The 14,230-nt window shown below is 59.4% G+C and carries 16 protein-coding genes; 10 read left to right on the forward strand and 6 right to left on the reverse strand.

Annotated elements, in window-relative coordinates:
• The 3 genes from NW808_RS08770 to NW808_RS08780 are packed head-to-tail and all read left to right on the forward strand — an operon-like array spanning position 1 to position 2,867.
• Positions 1-990, forward strand: a complete 990-nt coding sequence (locus tag NW808_RS08770; protein WP_414405768.1) for a photosynthesis system II assembly factor Ycf48 — start codon at positions 1-3, stop codon at positions 988-990.
• Positions 991-1,003: 13 nt separating this feature from the next.
• On the forward strand, positions 1,004-2,092 hold the full coding sequence (gene murG, locus NW808_RS08775) for an undecaprenyldiphospho-muramoylpentapeptide beta-N-acetylglucosaminyltransferase (RefSeq protein ID WP_414420941.1): 1,089 nt from the start codon (positions 1,004-1,006) through the stop codon (positions 2,090-2,092).
• Between the two features lie 19 nt (positions 2,093-2,111).
• Positions 2,112-2,867: an endonuclease III domain-containing protein gene (locus NW808_RS08780; protein WP_414420942.1), complete on the forward strand. Its 756-nt coding sequence runs from the start codon at positions 2,112-2,114 to the stop codon at positions 2,865-2,867.
• A gap of 3 nt (positions 2,868-2,870) precedes the next feature.
• Here NW808_RS08780 and NW808_RS08785 read toward each other — a convergent pair whose 3' ends face one another.
• The 5 genes from NW808_RS08785 to NW808_RS08805 form a co-directional block, all read right to left on the reverse strand.
• The gene (locus NW808_RS08785) at positions 2,871-4,682 is read right to left on the reverse strand and encodes a chloride channel protein (RefSeq protein ID WP_414420943.1); all 1,812 of its coding nucleotides are present in this window, start codon (positions 4,680-4,682) and stop codon (positions 2,871-2,873) included.
• 7 nt (positions 4,683-4,689) lie between these two features.
• The gene (gene map, locus NW808_RS08790; RefSeq protein WP_414395566.1) at positions 4,690-5,475 is read right to left on the reverse strand and encodes a type I methionyl aminopeptidase; all 786 of its coding nucleotides are present in this window, start codon (positions 5,473-5,475) and stop codon (positions 4,690-4,692) included.
• Between the two features lie 182 nt (positions 5,476-5,657).
• Entirely contained in the window at positions 5,658-6,173 is a 516-nt protein-coding gene (locus NW808_RS08795) for a DUF2062 domain-containing protein (RefSeq protein ID WP_414405764.1), read from the reverse strand.
• A gap of 128 nt (positions 6,174-6,301) precedes the next feature.
• Positions 6,302-6,439, reverse strand: coding sequence for a hypothetical protein (locus NW808_RS08800; protein ID WP_414410136.1), 138 nt, complete (start codon positions 6,437-6,439; stop codon positions 6,302-6,304).
• Positions 6,440-6,445: 6 nt separating this feature from the next.
• Positions 6,446-6,931 (reverse strand): DUF4168 domain-containing protein, encoded by a 486-nt coding sequence (locus tag NW808_RS08805; RefSeq protein WP_414410137.1) that lies wholly within the window; start codon positions 6,929-6,931, stop codon positions 6,446-6,448.
• A gap of 471 nt (positions 6,932-7,402) precedes the next feature.
• Between NW808_RS08805 and NW808_RS08810 the strand changes: the two genes are divergently transcribed.
• The 4 genes from NW808_RS08810 (at position 7,403) to NW808_RS08825 (ending at position 10,666) form a co-directional block, all read left to right on the forward strand.
• Positions 7,403-7,744: a DUF3155 domain-containing protein gene (locus tag NW808_RS08810; RefSeq protein ID WP_414405762.1), complete on the forward strand. Its 342-nt coding sequence runs from the start codon at positions 7,403-7,405 to the stop codon at positions 7,742-7,744.
• Positions 7,745-8,080: 336 nt separating this feature from the next.
• Entirely contained in the window at positions 8,081-9,208 is a 1,128-nt protein-coding gene (locus NW808_RS08815) for a sugar phosphate nucleotidyltransferase (RefSeq protein ID WP_414410138.1), read from the forward strand.
• A complete protein-coding gene (locus NW808_RS08820) occupies positions 9,180-9,932 on the forward strand; it encodes a GvpL/GvpF family gas vesicle protein (RefSeq protein WP_414420944.1) in 753 nt (250 codons plus the stop codon). Before NW808_RS08815 ends, NW808_RS08820 begins: the two co-directional genes overlap by 29 nt.
• Positions 9,933-10,141: 209 nt before the next feature.
• Positions 10,142-10,666, forward strand: coding sequence for a Uma2 family endonuclease (locus NW808_RS08825; protein ID WP_414420965.1), 525 nt, complete (start codon positions 10,142-10,144; stop codon positions 10,664-10,666).
• 71 nt (positions 10,667-10,737) lie between these two features.
• On the opposite strand, the gene NW808_RS08830 is transcribed toward NW808_RS08825, so the two are convergent.
• Positions 10,738-11,490, reverse strand: a complete 753-nt coding sequence (locus NW808_RS08830; protein ID WP_414410140.1) for a DUF561 domain-containing protein — start codon at positions 11,488-11,490, stop codon at positions 10,738-10,740.
• Between the two features lie 145 nt (positions 11,491-11,635).
• Here NW808_RS08830 and speB point away from each other — a divergent pair, with 145 nt between their 5' ends.
• From speB to NW808_RS08845, 3 genes are all read left to right on the forward strand, one after another.
• The gene (gene speB / locus NW808_RS08835) at positions 11,636-12,541 is read left to right on the forward strand and encodes an agmatinase (RefSeq protein ID WP_414410141.1); all 906 of its coding nucleotides are present in this window, start codon (positions 11,636-11,638) and stop codon (positions 12,539-12,541) included.
• 53 nt (positions 12,542-12,594) lie between these two features.
• Positions 12,595-13,302, forward strand: a complete 708-nt coding sequence (locus tag NW808_RS08840) for a YggS family pyridoxal phosphate-dependent enzyme (RefSeq protein WP_414405757.1) — start codon at positions 12,595-12,597, stop codon at positions 13,300-13,302.
• Positions 13,303-13,651: 349 nt separating this feature from the next.
• Positions 13,652-14,227: a cell division protein SepF gene (locus tag NW808_RS08845; protein WP_414410172.1), complete on the forward strand. Its 576-nt coding sequence runs from the start codon at positions 13,652-13,654 to the stop codon at positions 14,225-14,227.
• Positions 14,228-14,230: the final 3 nt, after the last annotated feature.

The following is a 14,230-nucleotide window of genomic DNA, read 5'->3' on the forward strand; positions in this document are numbered from 1 at the left end:
ATGGTGAAGCTCCTGAGACTAGTGCTGTTGGCTGCCTTCTCGCTCCTGCTGATGGCAGCGGGAATGCCAGAGATGAAGGTGGTGCCCTGGGAACAGGTGGAGGTGCCCACGCAGAGCATCCTGCTGGATATTGCCTTCACCGGCACTAACCCTTCTCATGGCTGGCTGGTGGGCGACAAGGCAACCCTGCTGGAGTCTCAAGATGGCGGTCTGCACTGGCAAGTGCGCCAGTTGTCGGCTCTAGAGCCCGAGGCTTACTTGAGATCGATTAGCTTTGCCGGGGCAGAAGGGTGGGTAGTGGGGCAGCCGAAGATCCTGCTGCACACCTTGAATGAGGGAGCGGACTGGACGTTGATTCGCCTTAGCAAGCAACTGCCAGGAGAGCCCCTCTTGATCCACGCCCTCGGCCCTGGCGCTGCCGAAATGGTAACCAATGTGGGAGCCATCTACCGCACAGAAGATGGGGGACAGACCTGGCACGCCCAGGTGGAGGAGCCGATTGGGGCAATCAAAAACATTGCCCGCGGTCCTGGAGGGGAGTACCTAGCCGTTTCCTCGCGCGGCAGCTTCTACTTTTTGTACACGCCTGCAACCCAAGCTTGGAAGCCCTATCTGCGGGAGAGCTCTCGCCGCATCCAGAACATGGGCTTTGGCCCCAACGGCAGTGCCTGGAAACTGAATCAGGGGGCAGAAATTGCCTTTACCGACGACTTTACCTCTGGCAAATGGTCTAAGCCTCTGCGACCCGGGCGAGCCCTTAGCTTTGGCTATCTCGATGCAGCCTACCAAAACGACCACGACCTCTGGGTGGTGGGGGGCGGCGGCACGCTGATCCACAGCCCTGATGGTGGCAAAACCTGGGAGGAGGCCAAAAAGTTGAGCAGCATTCCCGCCAATTTCTACAGCATCGAGTTTTTCGGCCCCGACCGAGGGTTTATCCTGGGGCAGCGAGGCACGCTTCTGCGCTACGTCGGCTACGGCAGCTCCTGATCCCAGGGCAAGGGTGAAGAGAACCGGCAGGGATCCCGCTTCCCCACCGCGGCTGCTGGTGGCAGCCAGTGGCACCGGAGGTCACATCTTTCCAGCCCTAGCTGTTGCTGAGCAGTTGCCCACCTGGCAGATCGAATGGCTGGGAGTGCCGCAGCGGCTGGAGGAGAAACTGGTGCCAGAGTGCTACCCGCTGCATCGGGTCACCATGTGGGGCTGGCAGGGATCCCCTTTGCAAAAGCTGGGCTCCCTAATCCAGTTGGCCCGAGCAACGCGGCAGGTGCAGCAGATCCTCCGGGAGGGACGGTTTGACGCTGTGTTGACCACCGGTGGCTACATCGCTGCCCCGGCCATCTTGGCAGCTCGCTCGCTGGGAGTGCCGGTGCTGCTGCACGAGTCTAACCGTATCCCGGGCAAGGTAACCCGCTGGCTGGGAAGGTTTTGCCAGGTAGTAGCCTTGGGCCTGGCGGAAGCAGCGGAGCATTTGCCAGGAGTAGCTACCCGGGTGGTTGGCACGCCGGTGCGGCCAGAGTTCTATCAGCCTCAGCCCTTGCCTGCAGATCTGCCCATTCCAGAGGGGGATCCTTTGATTGTGGTGATGGGGGGGAGCCAGGGAGCGCAGGGCCTGAACCGCCTGGTGGCCGCCTGTGCCCCGGCCTGGTTGGAGGCAGGGGCCTGGATTGTGCATTTGACCGGCGGCAGTGAGGTCGGGATCCCTTCCCACCCCCGCTACCGCGCTTTTCCTTTCCGCACCGATGTGGCCGCTCTGCTGCAGCGGGCAACTTTTGCCATCAGCCGAGCTGGCGCCCTCAGCCTGGCAGAGTTGTGGGCCACCGCCACCCCCGCCATCTTGATCCCCTATCCGTTTGCCGCCGAAGACCATCAGTATCACAACGCCCTGGCTTTTGTGGAGCGAGGTGGGGGAGTGGTCCTGCGAGAGTCTGAAGAGAATTTGGACTTGCTGCGGCAAACGGCGCTGAGCTGGCTGGATCAGCCCCAGGTGGTTGCCCAAATGGCCGCTAACTTGAAGGCGACAGCTCCTCCCCCTGCCAGCAAGGCAGTTGCCGGCCTGCTTCAGGAGATCTGCCGAGATTCCGCCCGTTAACTTTCCCAGGAGGCCAGCCGTGGTACAGCCGAGATGGGATCGGGACCCTTCTGCCGCAGCCGTCGACACCTCAGCCCAGCTGGAGCCTCGTCCTCCCAGCACCATCGCGGTGGAATTGCTGTTGGCGCGCCTGGAACAGTGCTTTGGCGTCCCCCAACGTCCTTGCAGCCCCGACGGCCTGCCTCTCTATCCCGACCTCTTGGACGAATTGGTGGGCACAATCCTCTCCCAAAACACCACCGACCACAACAGCAGCCGCGCCTTTCGCGCCCTCAAAGCCGCTTTTCCCTCCTGGGAAGCTGTCTTGGCTGCCAACCCGGCCGAGGTGGCCCAGGTGATCCGTCCTGGCGGCCTGGCCCAACTCAAAGCAGCCCGCATTCGGGAGATTCTGGCTGCCATTGTCCAGCGCCAGGGATCCCTGAGCCTCGACTTTTTGCGGGATCTCGACGACGCGGACGCTCTGGCCTATCTCCTCTCCCTGAAGGGGGTGGGACTGAAGACAGCCGCCTGTGTGCTGTTGTTTGGCCTGGGCCGAGATCTCTGCCCGGTGGATACCCATGTGCATCGGGTGGCCAACCGTCTTGACTTGGTGCGGGCCAGACATCCCGACGACACCTTTGCCCAACTGTTGCCGCGGATCCCGACAGGCAAGGCTTATTCCCTACACGTCAACCTCATCCGGCTGGGCAAACGCCTCTGTAAGGCGCGCCTGCCCGACTGCGGTCACTGCCCCCTGCACCACGAATGCCCCTCCGCCCTGCTGCAGCAGCGCTGATCCCTACTCTGCCGGCCTAGGGGAAGAAGGGATCCCGTTTTCGCTCCCCTCTGAGGCAGGAACTTCCGGCTCGAGGACTTGCCGCACAGATTCAATCTCTTGGGAGAGCAACACCCGCTCCCGATCCAGGAGGCCAACCACATGCTCCGGATCCTCCCGCGAAACCACCGGCAACTGGCGCAGATCGTACTCGTACATCGGCTCGGCAGCCACCGCCACCGCCTCGTCGGGGAAAGTGGTGAGCACAGGCGACTGGCTGACCTGCTCTACCGTCAGTTCGGCCACTTCTCCAGCTCCCCTGTGGGCTAAGGCCCGCTCGAGGTCTTCCAGGGTGAGGATGCCCCGCAGCCGATCTTGCCTGTCCACCACCAAAGCGCTGTGGCACTTTTGCTGCAGCAAACGCTCCAGGGCCTCTCGCAGAGGCGTATCCTGTTGCAGCAGCAGAGAAGGAGGCACCATGACCTCTTGAACTGTTAGGCCCTTGGGCTCCTGCCTGCGGCGGGCGGAAGGGTAAACAACTGGCGGGTGCAAATGCTCCGTTAGCCAAATGCTCAAGCCCACCGCCGCCATCACCGGCAGGGCAATGTGGTAGTCCCGCGTCATCTCAAACAGCAGCAGAATTGCCGTCAGGGGAGCCCGCACGCTGGCTGCCAGTACCGCCCCCATGCCCACCATGGCGTAGGCGGCAGGGGGAGAGAGGGCAAAAGCAGGCAAGACCCTTCCCACCACCTGGCCATAGCCTGCTCCCAACACCGCCCCCAGGAACAGAGCCGGGGCAAAGGTGCCCCCGACAAAGCCGCTGCCCAAGCTCACCGCGCTGAGGAATACCTTGCCCAACAACAGCAAGCCCAACTGGCCAAGGGAAAAGGGCACCCCTTGCAAGATCGACTCAATGGTCTCGTAGCCCACCCCCAGCGCTAACGGGATCCAGAGGCCAACACCGCCGAGGATAGCACCGCCCAGAATGGGCTTGCTCCAGGTTGGCCAGGCCGCCATGCGGCTAAATAGCTGCTTGCCCCCCTCCAGGGCATAGCTAAAGGCCAGGGAGACCAAGCTGGCCAAAAAGCCCAAGCCCAAATAAAGCGGCACCTCCAGCAGACTGTGAAGCTCGTAGGCAGGCAAGACAAAAGCCGGCTGCGTAATGGTTGGCAGCAGAAAGGCCGGCTGCGCTCCCAGCCCCACTTGAGCAATTAGAGCGGAGACCACTGCCGCCAGAACCACCACGCTGACCGCAGAGGTGGTAAAAGAGCGGGCCAGGGCCAGCTCCAAAGCCAAGAACACCCCTGCAATCGGTGCGTTAAACCCCGCCGCCAAGCCCGCTGCCGCCCCGGCAGCCATCAATAGCTGCACCCGCTCCCGCGCAAGACGGAGGTTCTGCCCTACCAGGGATCCCAGCAGGGCGCCGCTTTCCACACTAGGAGCCTCCGGACCCAGAGAGGCTCCCGCCCCCAAGGAGATGGCAGCAGCCACGAGCTTAAGAGGGATCCAGCTTGGCCGAGGGCGGAAGGCTTGGCTAGGACTTACCAAGCTGGAGAGGCTGAAGTTGGGAAGAGGCAGAGCCACCTTCAGCACGCCAATCAAGAGGCCTCCCAAGAGCGGTGCCAAAGCCGGGACCCAGGATCCCAACTGCTCCAGGCCATAGGGTTGGACAGCCTTGGCAAGGTTGCCGAGCAGAAGCTCTTGGAAGAGATGGCGACACCAGCCAATCAAATAGCGAAACCCAACCACCCCTAGGCCCGTGCCCAGGCCCACGGCTGCTGCCAACAGCAGCACCAGATTCTCAGAGGAGAGGCGCAGGCGGGGATCCGCACTCATAGGGAGCCTAACTGGAGGAAGGCAACGTCAGGATCTCCACGCCGGTTTCAGTGACAGCAACAGTATGCTCAAACTGGGCAGAAAGCTTGCCGTCTGCCGTTACCACTGTCCACCCGTCGGAGAGCACCCTCACCTCCCAAGTGCCCTCGTTGATCATTGGCTCAATGGTAAACACCATGCCCGGGCGGAGCTTTTCCCCCTTTCCTCGCTCGCCGTAGTGAGGGATCTGGGGGGCGGTGTGGAACTGCCGTCCCACCCCGTGGCCGACAAAGTCCCGCACCACGCTGTAGCCCTGGGACTCGGCGTACTCCTGGATGGCTGCTCCAATGTCCCCCACGCGGCCCCCGGGTCTTACCGCAGCAATGCCTCGCCGCAGGCATTCTTCGGCCACCTCCACCAGGCGCCGGGCTCGCTCGGAGGGCTTGCCCACAAAGAAGGTTTTGGAGGCATCGCCGTGGTAGCCATCCAAAACGGGAGTGACATCGATATTAATAATGTCCCCTTCGCGCAGGATTTGCTTGGGGCTAGGAATGCCGTGGCAGACAACGTGGTTGACACTGGTGCAGATGGACTTGGGAAAGCCGTGGTAGCCCAGTGGGGCGCTTCTAGCACCCTGGGCCCGCGTCCAGCGCTCGGCCTCGTCGTTGAGCTCTTGCGTGGTTACTCCCGGCTGCACCATCGGCTCCAGGTGCTTGAGCAAATCCGCCGCCAGGCGGCAGGCCCGCCGCATCTTCTCCAGCTCCCGCGGCGAGAGCAATACAATTGGCTGTGCAGCTTGGGCAAGCTGGCTCATGCCTGTCTGGAGGGCAGATCCCAACTGTTGCCTCCAGCGCTGAGAGCGGCGGCCCAGGTTGGTTAACAGCGACCGCATATCTTCCATCGTCAAACCCTTCCCTTCTCTAACACTCCCTCAATTCCTAGGCTGGGACAGGCAGGGATCTCTGCCTGACTTAGCATTGACCGCCTTCTAGCCCCTCACAGACTCTGCCCCCATCGGCTTATTCTCCGCCGCTGGCGGATCCGGCGTACCAGCCACAGCCCAAGAAAATAGCTGGCCAAAGCTCCCCAAAACCCAACAAAGGCGCAGCCAACAAAAAGCGTGCCCGACACCTCCAGGCCCCACTGCATCCAGTTTTGGGGTGCCGCCAGTTCCGCAGGGGCAAAGGCCGTCGTGGATCCCAGTAGCCATTGCCCAACCCGGTAGTTAAACGCATAGATGGGCACATAGGTAAGAGGGTTGCTCACCCAGGTTCCTGCAGCCGCTACCAGCTTGTTGCCCCGCAGGGGAACTGCCAGCAGCAGGGCAGCTAGGGTTTGGAAGCCGAAGATGGGAAAACAACCGGCAAAGACCCCTGCCGCCAGGCCCCGGGCAATTTCTTCGGGAGAAGATTGCATCCGCAGCAGGCGCAAATACAGGTAGCGCAACCAGCGCCTCCAGCCCGCCTCTTGGCGGGGCAAAGTCAGCCTAGGGGGAGATTCCAGATAGGGCATGGCGGATCCCGCTGAACTGGCAAACCAAAAAGGGGGGCTCATGGACAGTCACTGAGAAAAGGTGTTAAGCCTTGTAAATCCAGTGTATCTTTCCCAGTGCCCAAGACAAAAGGCTCTTGGAGAGTCTGCTAGCTGAGCTTGCTCACCAAAGCCAGGAGGAAGTTAAGGCTTAAGTAGGAAACCAGCACCAACAAAAAGAAAAACAGGGCAAGGTTCAACGCAGCTCGCAGGGATCCCAAGTTAGGCTTTTCAGGCGGAGGGGTCATGTCAGCTTAAGGTGTAGGGGTTGGTGTAGCTGCTTGGGGGGAAGCTGAGGATCTTTTTTGTTGGAGGAGCTCTTGCAGGCGCACCCGCACTCGCTGATTTAGGGTGGGATCCTCGTTGGCCAAGGTCATCAGCTCACGGTATTTGGCCACCGTCAGCCCCTGCTTCTCGACAATGCGGCTGGCCTGGGCCTCAGTACGCTGCATAATCTTCTCATACTCAGCTTCGTTTTGGGTTTCTCGCAGCTGGGCGCTAGCTTCGCGAATCAGAGGATCCAGCTCCAACAAAATGCGCGCCAACTGCTCCACCTGCGCGTCAGTGACCTGAGCTGCAGTCAAAGAGGGAGAAACCTGCGGGCTGGGAGCCGCTCCTCTAGCCGGGGTAGCTGTTGCAGTAGGACTGGGGATCGGGGTAGAGCCTTTGGATCCCTGGGCCCAAACGGTCAGGGCACCAAAGCTGAGTCCCAAACCCACTAGAAACGTCAATTTCCTCATGGCCAAAATTCCTTAGTAACTAAAGACAGCCCGAAACCCTACTGGCACAGTCCTGCCTGGAGACAGGGTAGCAGGAGGTTTGGTCTCTGCACTAAGGGTTTAGCGCAAGGCAGGAGACCTGGACTAGTATCTTGTATAAAGTAGGGGATTGGTTGTAGAATCGTGAGGAAGTCCGCCAAGGATTACTCCTTTCGGCGAAGCTAGGTTTGCCGGTCTACAGTCAGCTGCTCCCCTTCTAAGCTGGGGAGTTGCCCATAGTGGGGCTTGGCTATTTGCTCTGCTGGGGTTGTTCTTTGCATTTTAGGGCTCTTGGGCAGCAATGAAGGTAGGTTGCTGTACAAGACCTCTTAGTGCAAGCTTTTTGCCTCTGCAAAAGATGACGGCAAAAAACGGCGAGGACTATTGATTTTCTTAAGCAATCTTGATATATTCTTTGCGACTGTTTCGTAATCTTTCTGTGGGAGGCTTACATTGGTCAGGAAAAGAAAGCGTAAGAGCCGCCGCCGCTTGGAAGGGCGCAAAATTTTAGATCTTGTTCCTCAGTATAAGCTAGACAGTGGTGAAGAAAAGTCTGTTACTGCCGCTCGAAGGTACATTCAGGAAAACTCTATTCAGCCGCCAGCGCTTATCTTGGTTCGACGAAATGAACATACCGTTGACCGCTTCTTTTGGGCAGAGAAAGGACTATTTGGTGCCCAGTACGTTGAAGAAAATCACTTTCTTTTTCCCAGCTTGCGCTCTCTCTTAGCAAAAGTTGCAGCGGAGAAACCAGAGAGGAAGTCTTCTAAAGCTCTAGCCGCTGCCCCTCAGTAGCCTCTCTAGAAGCTGAGATCCCCCTTTTGGGGGGTTTGTTTTTCAGATCCCTTCTGTTCCTGGCCTGGCAAGGTCTCAAGGTTCTGCAGCGTTAACCTTTTTTGCGGCAGGGCAGCCAAGTGTTTTCTTGATTGAGCTAGCAGTAGACCTTTGCCCAACTAACTTTGAAGATCTGGGCGGCTACGGTGGGGCTGCTCGGCAGAGCTGACAACCTTGAGCTGGAGCGCCGTCTCATTGTGAGAATAGGAGCTAGAGGGCTAGTCTCGCCTCTCACCTAGAAAGCCAATCCTGGGGTAGTAAAGTCAGAACACGGGAACCCGGAGGAGGGACAAAGGCATGAAAGCCATGATCCTGGCAGCCGGCAAGGGAACGCGGGTACGGCCCATTACCTACATGATGCCGAAGCCGATGATTCCCATTTTGCACAAGCCTGTCATGGAGTTTTTGGTGGAGCTGCTGCGGGAACATGGCTTTGACCAGATCATGATCAACACTAGCCACCTCGCCCACCAAATTGAGGACTACTTCCGGGATGGCCAGCAGTGGGGAGTACACATTGGCTTTTCCTTCGAGGGCCATTTTGAGAACGGCCAGCCGGTGGCCGAGCCTCTAGGATCCGCTGGCGGTATGCGCAAGATCCAGGATTTCTCCGGCTTTTTCGACAGCACCTTCGTGGTGCTCTGCGGCGATGCCTTGATTGACCTCAACCTGACCGAGGTGGTCAATTTCCACAAGTCCAAGGGGGCGCTGGCCACGGTAGTGCTGCGGGAGGTGGATCCCAGCCAGGTCTCCAGCTATGGGGTGGTGGTTACTGATGAAACGGGTCGGGTTACGGCTTTCCAGGAAAAGCCAAGGCGAGAAGAGGCCCTTAGCAACACCATCAACACGGGCATCTATGTTTTTGAGCCAGAGGTGTTTGACTATATTCCTCCTGGCCGTCCCTACGACATCGGCAGCGATCTCTTCCCTACTTTGGTTAAAGTCGGTGCCCCCTTCTACGGCGTCAAGGCTGACTTCCAATGGGTGGACATTGGCCGTACCCACGATTACTGGCTGGCTGTGCAAAAGGTGCTGCGCGGGGAGATCAAGGGCGTCAAGGTACCGGGGATCCAGATTCGGCCCGGCGTCTGGACAGGGATCAACATCCGTGCCAACTGGGATCGCATCCACATCGAGCCGCCAGTCTACATCGGGGCCAGCACCTACCTGGCAGACGGGGTAAAGCTCATCGGCCCCACGGCCATTGGCTACGGCTGTGTCTTAAACGAGGGGTGTACGCTGGATGCCAGCCTCATCTTCAACTACACCCAAATTGCTGCAGGGGTAACCCTGCGCCACCAGATGGTGATGGGCCGCTACTGCATTTCCTCAGACGGCAATGCCATCGACACGGAGGAGTCCAATCTTACCTGGCTCATTGGAGATGCCCGCAGCCATGGCAACGGCAAGTCCCAACCCCGCTAGCGCCCTCTACCTCTACGGGATCGTTGCCGCCCCTGGCCCGCGCCACCTGAATGTAGTCGGCTTGGACGGGCAGCCGGTGCGGGTTCACGTGCTCGGATCCCTGGCCTTCCTCTATTCCCAAACCTGCCAGGAGCGTTACCTGGCTAGCCGGGCCAACCTGCTGGCTCATGAGGCCGTTTTGGAAAGCGTCATGAATGAGGGCCATCGCACCCTACTGCCACTGCAGTTTGGCCTAGTAGTGAGCAGTTGGGATCAGGTGGAGCAGGATCTGGTCAAGCCACGCCTGGCCGAGCTCTTGGCCTTGCTGCAGCGCCTAGAGGGCAAGCGGGAGGTGGGGGTAAAAGTCTTCTGGGATCCCGAGCGAGAGCTCCAGTTGGGGTTAGAAGAAAACCCCGCCCTGAAAGCCCGCCGCGACGAGCTGGCTGGCACTCCGCTGGGACTGGAGGCCGTCGTGGAAATGGGACGGGCTTTGGAGCAACTTTTGGAGCAGCGACGCCAGCATATTGCCCACACCTTCACGGCTGCCCTTGCTCCCCTTGCCAGCGATTGTGTGGAAGGAAAGCTGCTTACCGAGAACATGGCCTACAACAGCGCTTTTCTCATTAACTGGGAAGATGAGCCGGCTTTTGCCCAAAAAGTGGAGGAGCTGGATCAAGCTTTTCAGGGACGGCTGCGCATCCGCTACAACAATTTCACTGCTCCCTACAATTTCGTCAAGCTTTGACCGGCCTGTATTCCTCCCCAGGATTGATAACATGGGCTTGCAATTTAGGGCGGAGCCATTTCAGGCCAGATTCATATCGGCATCTGGGGAAGGCTATTCAACATCGTTGCCCAGAGTGATCACTCCCAAGGAGTCTTTCGATGGCCGCAGTAACCGAAGCCAAAAAAGAAGTCCAACAGGAAAAAAAGGTTTGGGCTGATGAGGAACTCATGGCGCTGCCTAAAGATGGGCACCGCTATGAGGTTGTCAATGGAAAACTGGTAGACATGGGAAGTGCAGGGGCACTGCATGGAAATCTTACTATCACTCTAAGTTCAGCTCTTTTTGCAGTTGTCAAGGCCAAGAAGCTAGGCGCCCTGTTCGATTCCAGCACCGCTTTCAGGATGAAGAGTGGAAATCTGCGATCGCCCGATATTTCCTTCTTTGCCAGGGAACGCTTACAAGGGATGGCCGAGCTGCCCACTGGCTTTTTGGAAGGGGCTCCGGATCTGGCCGTTGAAGTGCTATCTCCTAGCAACACCGTAGAGGAAATCGAGGGGAAAATTGCCGACTATTTCGAGAACGGTGCCCGCTTGGTCTGGGTCATCAGCCCAACTCAGCGCTACGTGTTGGTCTATCGCTCTGCTCACGAGCCAGATCGCCTGCTAAAGTCCGCAGATATCCTCGATGGGGAGGAGGTGATCCCTGGCTTCCAGTTGCCGCTTGCCGAGCTCTTCCAGAAGCTGTCTTTCTAGCCTGCCCTTAGATTGTCCCAAAATTAAGAGGTGGCGATGGCCACCCCAAGAAAAAGACTTTCCCAGCAATGTCAAACCAGCGCTGGCACCCGCGCGCCAGCCAGAGCCTCCTTGAGCGCCCGCACCTGGGCCACCATGGCCACCTCGTCCTGGAGGCGGCTGACAGCTTTGCCCACCCCCACCGCCGAGGCCCCAGCAGCGATGGCTAGGGGCACCGTTACCGTCGAGAGGCCGGAGGCGCAGATGACCGGCACGGAAACTACTCGGCTAATCTCATAGGTGGCAGCTAGGGTGGGGGCAGCCTTCTCAATGAGGCCCAGGGATCCGCTATGGCGCGGCTCAGCGCTGGTGCTGCCCTCGGTTTGGATGAAGTCAGCTCCCAGGTCTTCCAGTTTCTCCGCCAGCTCCGCCTGCTGATCCAAAGGCAGCGTGTGGGGAACGGTTACCGATAGGAGGGTGCGCGGCAGGAGGGAGCGGGTTTGGCGAGTGAGCTCCAAAACCTCTTCTGCGGAGAAGACGCGGCCTGAGGGGTAAAAGCTGTCGTAGTTGCCAATTTCGGCCATGTCAGCCCCTGCTTGCACCGCAACAGCCAACTGCTGCGGATTCACTGCCGACACGCAGATGGGCAGATCTACTTGAGCCCGCACCGCCTGCACCAACTCGGGACTGGCAGCAATATCTACCCAGGTGGCCCCTCCCTGCTGGGCAGCACGGGCAATTTTCAGCACGGACTCCAGGTCAAAGTTCTGCAGGCCGCTGATGATCTTGAGGGCACGGCGCTGGGCAAGAGCGTCAAAAAGAGCAGCTTGAGAGGCAGGTGTCATAGAAGCGTCAGGTCAGTTTGTCCAAAGAGACAGAATGGAGAGAGAGCCAAGGAGCCGCTGTCTAGCCACTAGTGTAGGGGTTTTGTCTTCATCCCACAAGGGATCTTCGTTCAATACAATAGGAATCCCTTCCTGTACCTTTGCTATGTATCGCTCCCCCCTGCCTTTTCTGGGCCTGCCCGAGTCGGATCCAGAGGTAGCCCACGCCATTCTCTTGCCTGTCCCCTACGAGGCCACCACCTCCTACGGAAAAGGCACCGCCAAGGGCCCCCAAGCGCTCCTAGAGGCTTCGGCCTACGTGGAGATCTACGACGAGCTGAGGGACTGCCAGCCGGCCCTCCGCCCCGACTGTCGCGAAGAGATCTCCCGCTACTGGACGGCGCCGCCGGTAGAGTTCGAGGGGCTGGATACCCACGAGCTGGCCATGGCCGAAATTCAGCGCCGCGCTGCCGAGTGGGTTAGGCCGGGGCGGTTTTTGCTCTCCATTGGCGGCGAGCACTCCATCACTGGCCCCTTGATTGCTGCCCACTTGGTGCATTACCCCGAGCTGCACGTGCTGCAGATCGACGCCCACTGCGACCTTAGAGATAGCTACGAGGGATCCCGCTACTCCCACGCCTCGGCCATGGCTCGGGTAGTCGAGCAAGTGGGCAGCCGCCTTACCCAGGTGGGGATCCGTTCTATCTGCGCCGAAGACCGCCAGGCCATCCGCAAGTACCGCCTGCACACCTTCTTTGCCCACAGCCTGCACAGCAAGCCAGCTCAGGAGTGGATCCCAGAGGTGATTGCCACGCTGGGAGCCCAGGTTTACCTGACGGTGGATGTAGACGGCCTCGATCCCGCGGTCGTGCCGGCCACCGGCACCCCTGAGCCCGGTGGGCTGAGCTGGTGGGAAACCGTGGAGCTGATCCGGGCGCTGGGGCAGCAGCGGCAGATTGTTGGCGCCGACGTGGTGGAGCTGGCCGTTACCGGGGAGCGAGAAACCGACCGCCGCAGCGCTTTTACTGTCGCCAAGCTGGCCTATCAGATCCTAGCCGCCGCTTTGGGTTAAGCTCCCCTAAAGACTGGACTCTCGGTGTTGCCAGCTTCCTAATGCCCCCAGCCATGTCCTCGCCTTCTTTGCCGCCGCCCCTAGTTGACGAGGAGCTCATCCACAGCCGCATTCAGGCTGTCCGAGCCCAGATCCCAGAGCAGGTGGAGATCATGGCGGTGAGCAAGGGCTACAGCGTCAACCACATCCGCGCCGCCTATCGAGCCGGGATCCGCCACTTCGGCGAGAGTCGGGTGCAAGAGGCAGCCGTCAAACAGGCGCAGCTGCAGGATTTGACCGACATTGTCTGGCACCTGATTGGACACCTCCAGACCAATAAAGTAAAGCCAGCCCTCAAGCAATTTGCCTGGATTGACAGCGTCGACAGCCTGCGCCTGGCCAAGCTGATTGACCAAAAAGCGGGGGAGCTCCACCTCACCCCCAAGCTTTGCCTGCAAGTGAAATTGGCACCGGATCCCAACAAATTCGGCTGGCTTGTCCCCGACCTGCTGCAGAGCCTGCCTCAGCTCAATCAGCTGCTGCAGGTGGAAATTGTGGGCCTGATGACCATTCTGCCGCTCGGCCTTAGCTCAGAGGCCGCCTTGGAACTGTTTCGTAAACTCGCTGAGCTTGCTGAGTCCATTCGGCAAAGCGGCTACGAGCGCCTGCAGCTACGCACCCTCTCCATGGGGATGTCCGACGACTACCTGCTGGCAGTGGCGGCAGGCTCCAACTTGATTCGGCTGGGACGCGCTCTGTTTGCCAATGCCGAGCGTCGGTAGATGCAAACTTTATGAAGCCCTTGAGTTGTGATTAAATTTTTCTGAAGCTGTGCCCCTCTAGGATTGCTCTGCAGGGCTCTTTAGAGGGGGAGACCTGCGTTACTTGGCTGGCGTTGGCAGCTTCTTGCCCAAAGGCCTCCTTAGTCTCTTGAAAGAGAATATGAAGGACGTTTCCTAGCTTGGGCCTCTGCTCAACAAGATCGCGGGTCTAAACGCCGAGCTTGCTGTAGATGTAGGGTAGGTAGTGAGGATGCAAGGGATGAATGTCAGTGGAATCTGGAGCAGGGTAAAGGACTTTGTGGGCTTAAATGATCCCGCGGATAACCTGGAGGAGTACTCTGAATCGGAGATGGATGGGCAGGACGACTACCAACTTCTCTACGAAAGACACCGTTCTGCATCGGCCACCTCTAGTGAGGAGGAGGTAGAGCACCCCTGGCGGGGACGGCGGCAGCGCTCAGTAGAAGCTGGCGAAGGGCCTGTCCATCGGGAAGAGTCGCGTGGCCATCGGCGCAGTCAGCCTCCTCGGGAGCGCTCAGGAGGGAGTGGTATGGGGAGCAAGGTGATTGGATTGCCTGGCGTCAGCCAGCCGACCAATGAAGTAGTGGTGCTGGAGCCGCGCAGCTTTGATGAAATGGCCCAGGTTATCCAATACCTGCGCGAGCGCAAAACGGTGATCATGAACTTAAGCCTGATGGATCCCGCCGAGGCGCAGCGTTCGGTGGACTTTGTTGCCGGCGGCACCTACGCTATTGACGGCCATCAGGAGCGTATTGGGGAGAATATTTTTTTATTCACCCCCAGCACCGTCACCATCTCCACCCCCAGTAGCCAAGTTATGCAGCCGCTGCAGCGCCCTTTGCAAAGCCCTACCCCTCTCTGGCCCAGCGGCTATGAGCACCTGCAGGCGGTAGGCCAGCACTAGCTG

It is taken from the genome of Synechococcus sp. W70.1 (genome assembly GCF_047461515.1).
Taxonomy (GTDB): Bacteria; Cyanobacteriota; Cyanobacteriia; order Thermostichales; family Thermostichaceae; genus Thermostichus.

Coding starts and splice junctions, on each gene's coding strand:
- NW808_RS08845 (WP_414410172.1), top strand. CDS start 13,652: ATGGATGGGCAGGACGACTACCAACTTCTCTACGAAAGACACCGTTCT.
- NW808_RS08840 (WP_414405757.1), top strand. CDS start 12,595: ATGTCCTCGCCTTCTTTGCCGCCGCCCCTAGTTGACGAGGAGCTCATC.
- map (WP_414395566.1), bottom strand. CDS start 5,475: ATGAGCCAGCTTGCCCAAGCTGCACAGCCAATTGTATTGCTCTCGCCG.
- NW808_RS08815 (WP_414410138.1), top strand. CDS start 8,081: ATGAAAGCCATGATCCTGGCAGCCGGCAAGGGAACGCGGGTACGGCCC.
- speB (WP_414410141.1), top strand. CDS start 11,636: ATGTATCGCTCCCCCCTGCCTTTTCTGGGCCTGCCCGAGTCGGATCCA.
- NW808_RS08800 (WP_414410136.1), bottom strand. CDS start 6,439: ATGACCCCTCCGCCTGAAAAGCCTAACTTGGGATCCCTGCGAGCTGCG.
- NW808_RS08825 (WP_414420965.1), top strand. CDS start 10,142: ATGGCGCTGCCTAAAGATGGGCACCGCTATGAGGTTGTCAATGGAAAA.
- NW808_RS08830 (WP_414410140.1), bottom strand. CDS start 11,490: ATGACACCTGCCTCTCAAGCTGCTCTTTTTGACGCTCTTGCCCAGCGC.
- NW808_RS08795 (WP_414405764.1), bottom strand. CDS start 6,173: ATGCCCTATCTGGAATCTCCCCCTAGGCTGACTTTGCCCCGCCAAGAG.
- NW808_RS08820 (WP_414420944.1), top strand. CDS start 9,180: ATGGCAACGGCAAGTCCCAACCCCGCTAGCGCCCTCTACCTCTACGGG.
- NW808_RS08785 (WP_414420943.1), bottom strand. CDS start 4,682: ATGAGTGCGGATCCCCGCCTGCGCCTCTCCTCTGAGAATCTGGTGCTG.
- NW808_RS08770 (WP_414405768.1), top strand. CDS start 1: ATGGTGAAGCTCCTGAGACTAGTGCTGTTGGCTGCCTTCTCGCTCCTG.
- NW808_RS08805 (WP_414410137.1), bottom strand. CDS start 6,931: ATGAGGAAATTGACGTTTCTAGTGGGTTTGGGACTCAGCTTTGGTGCC.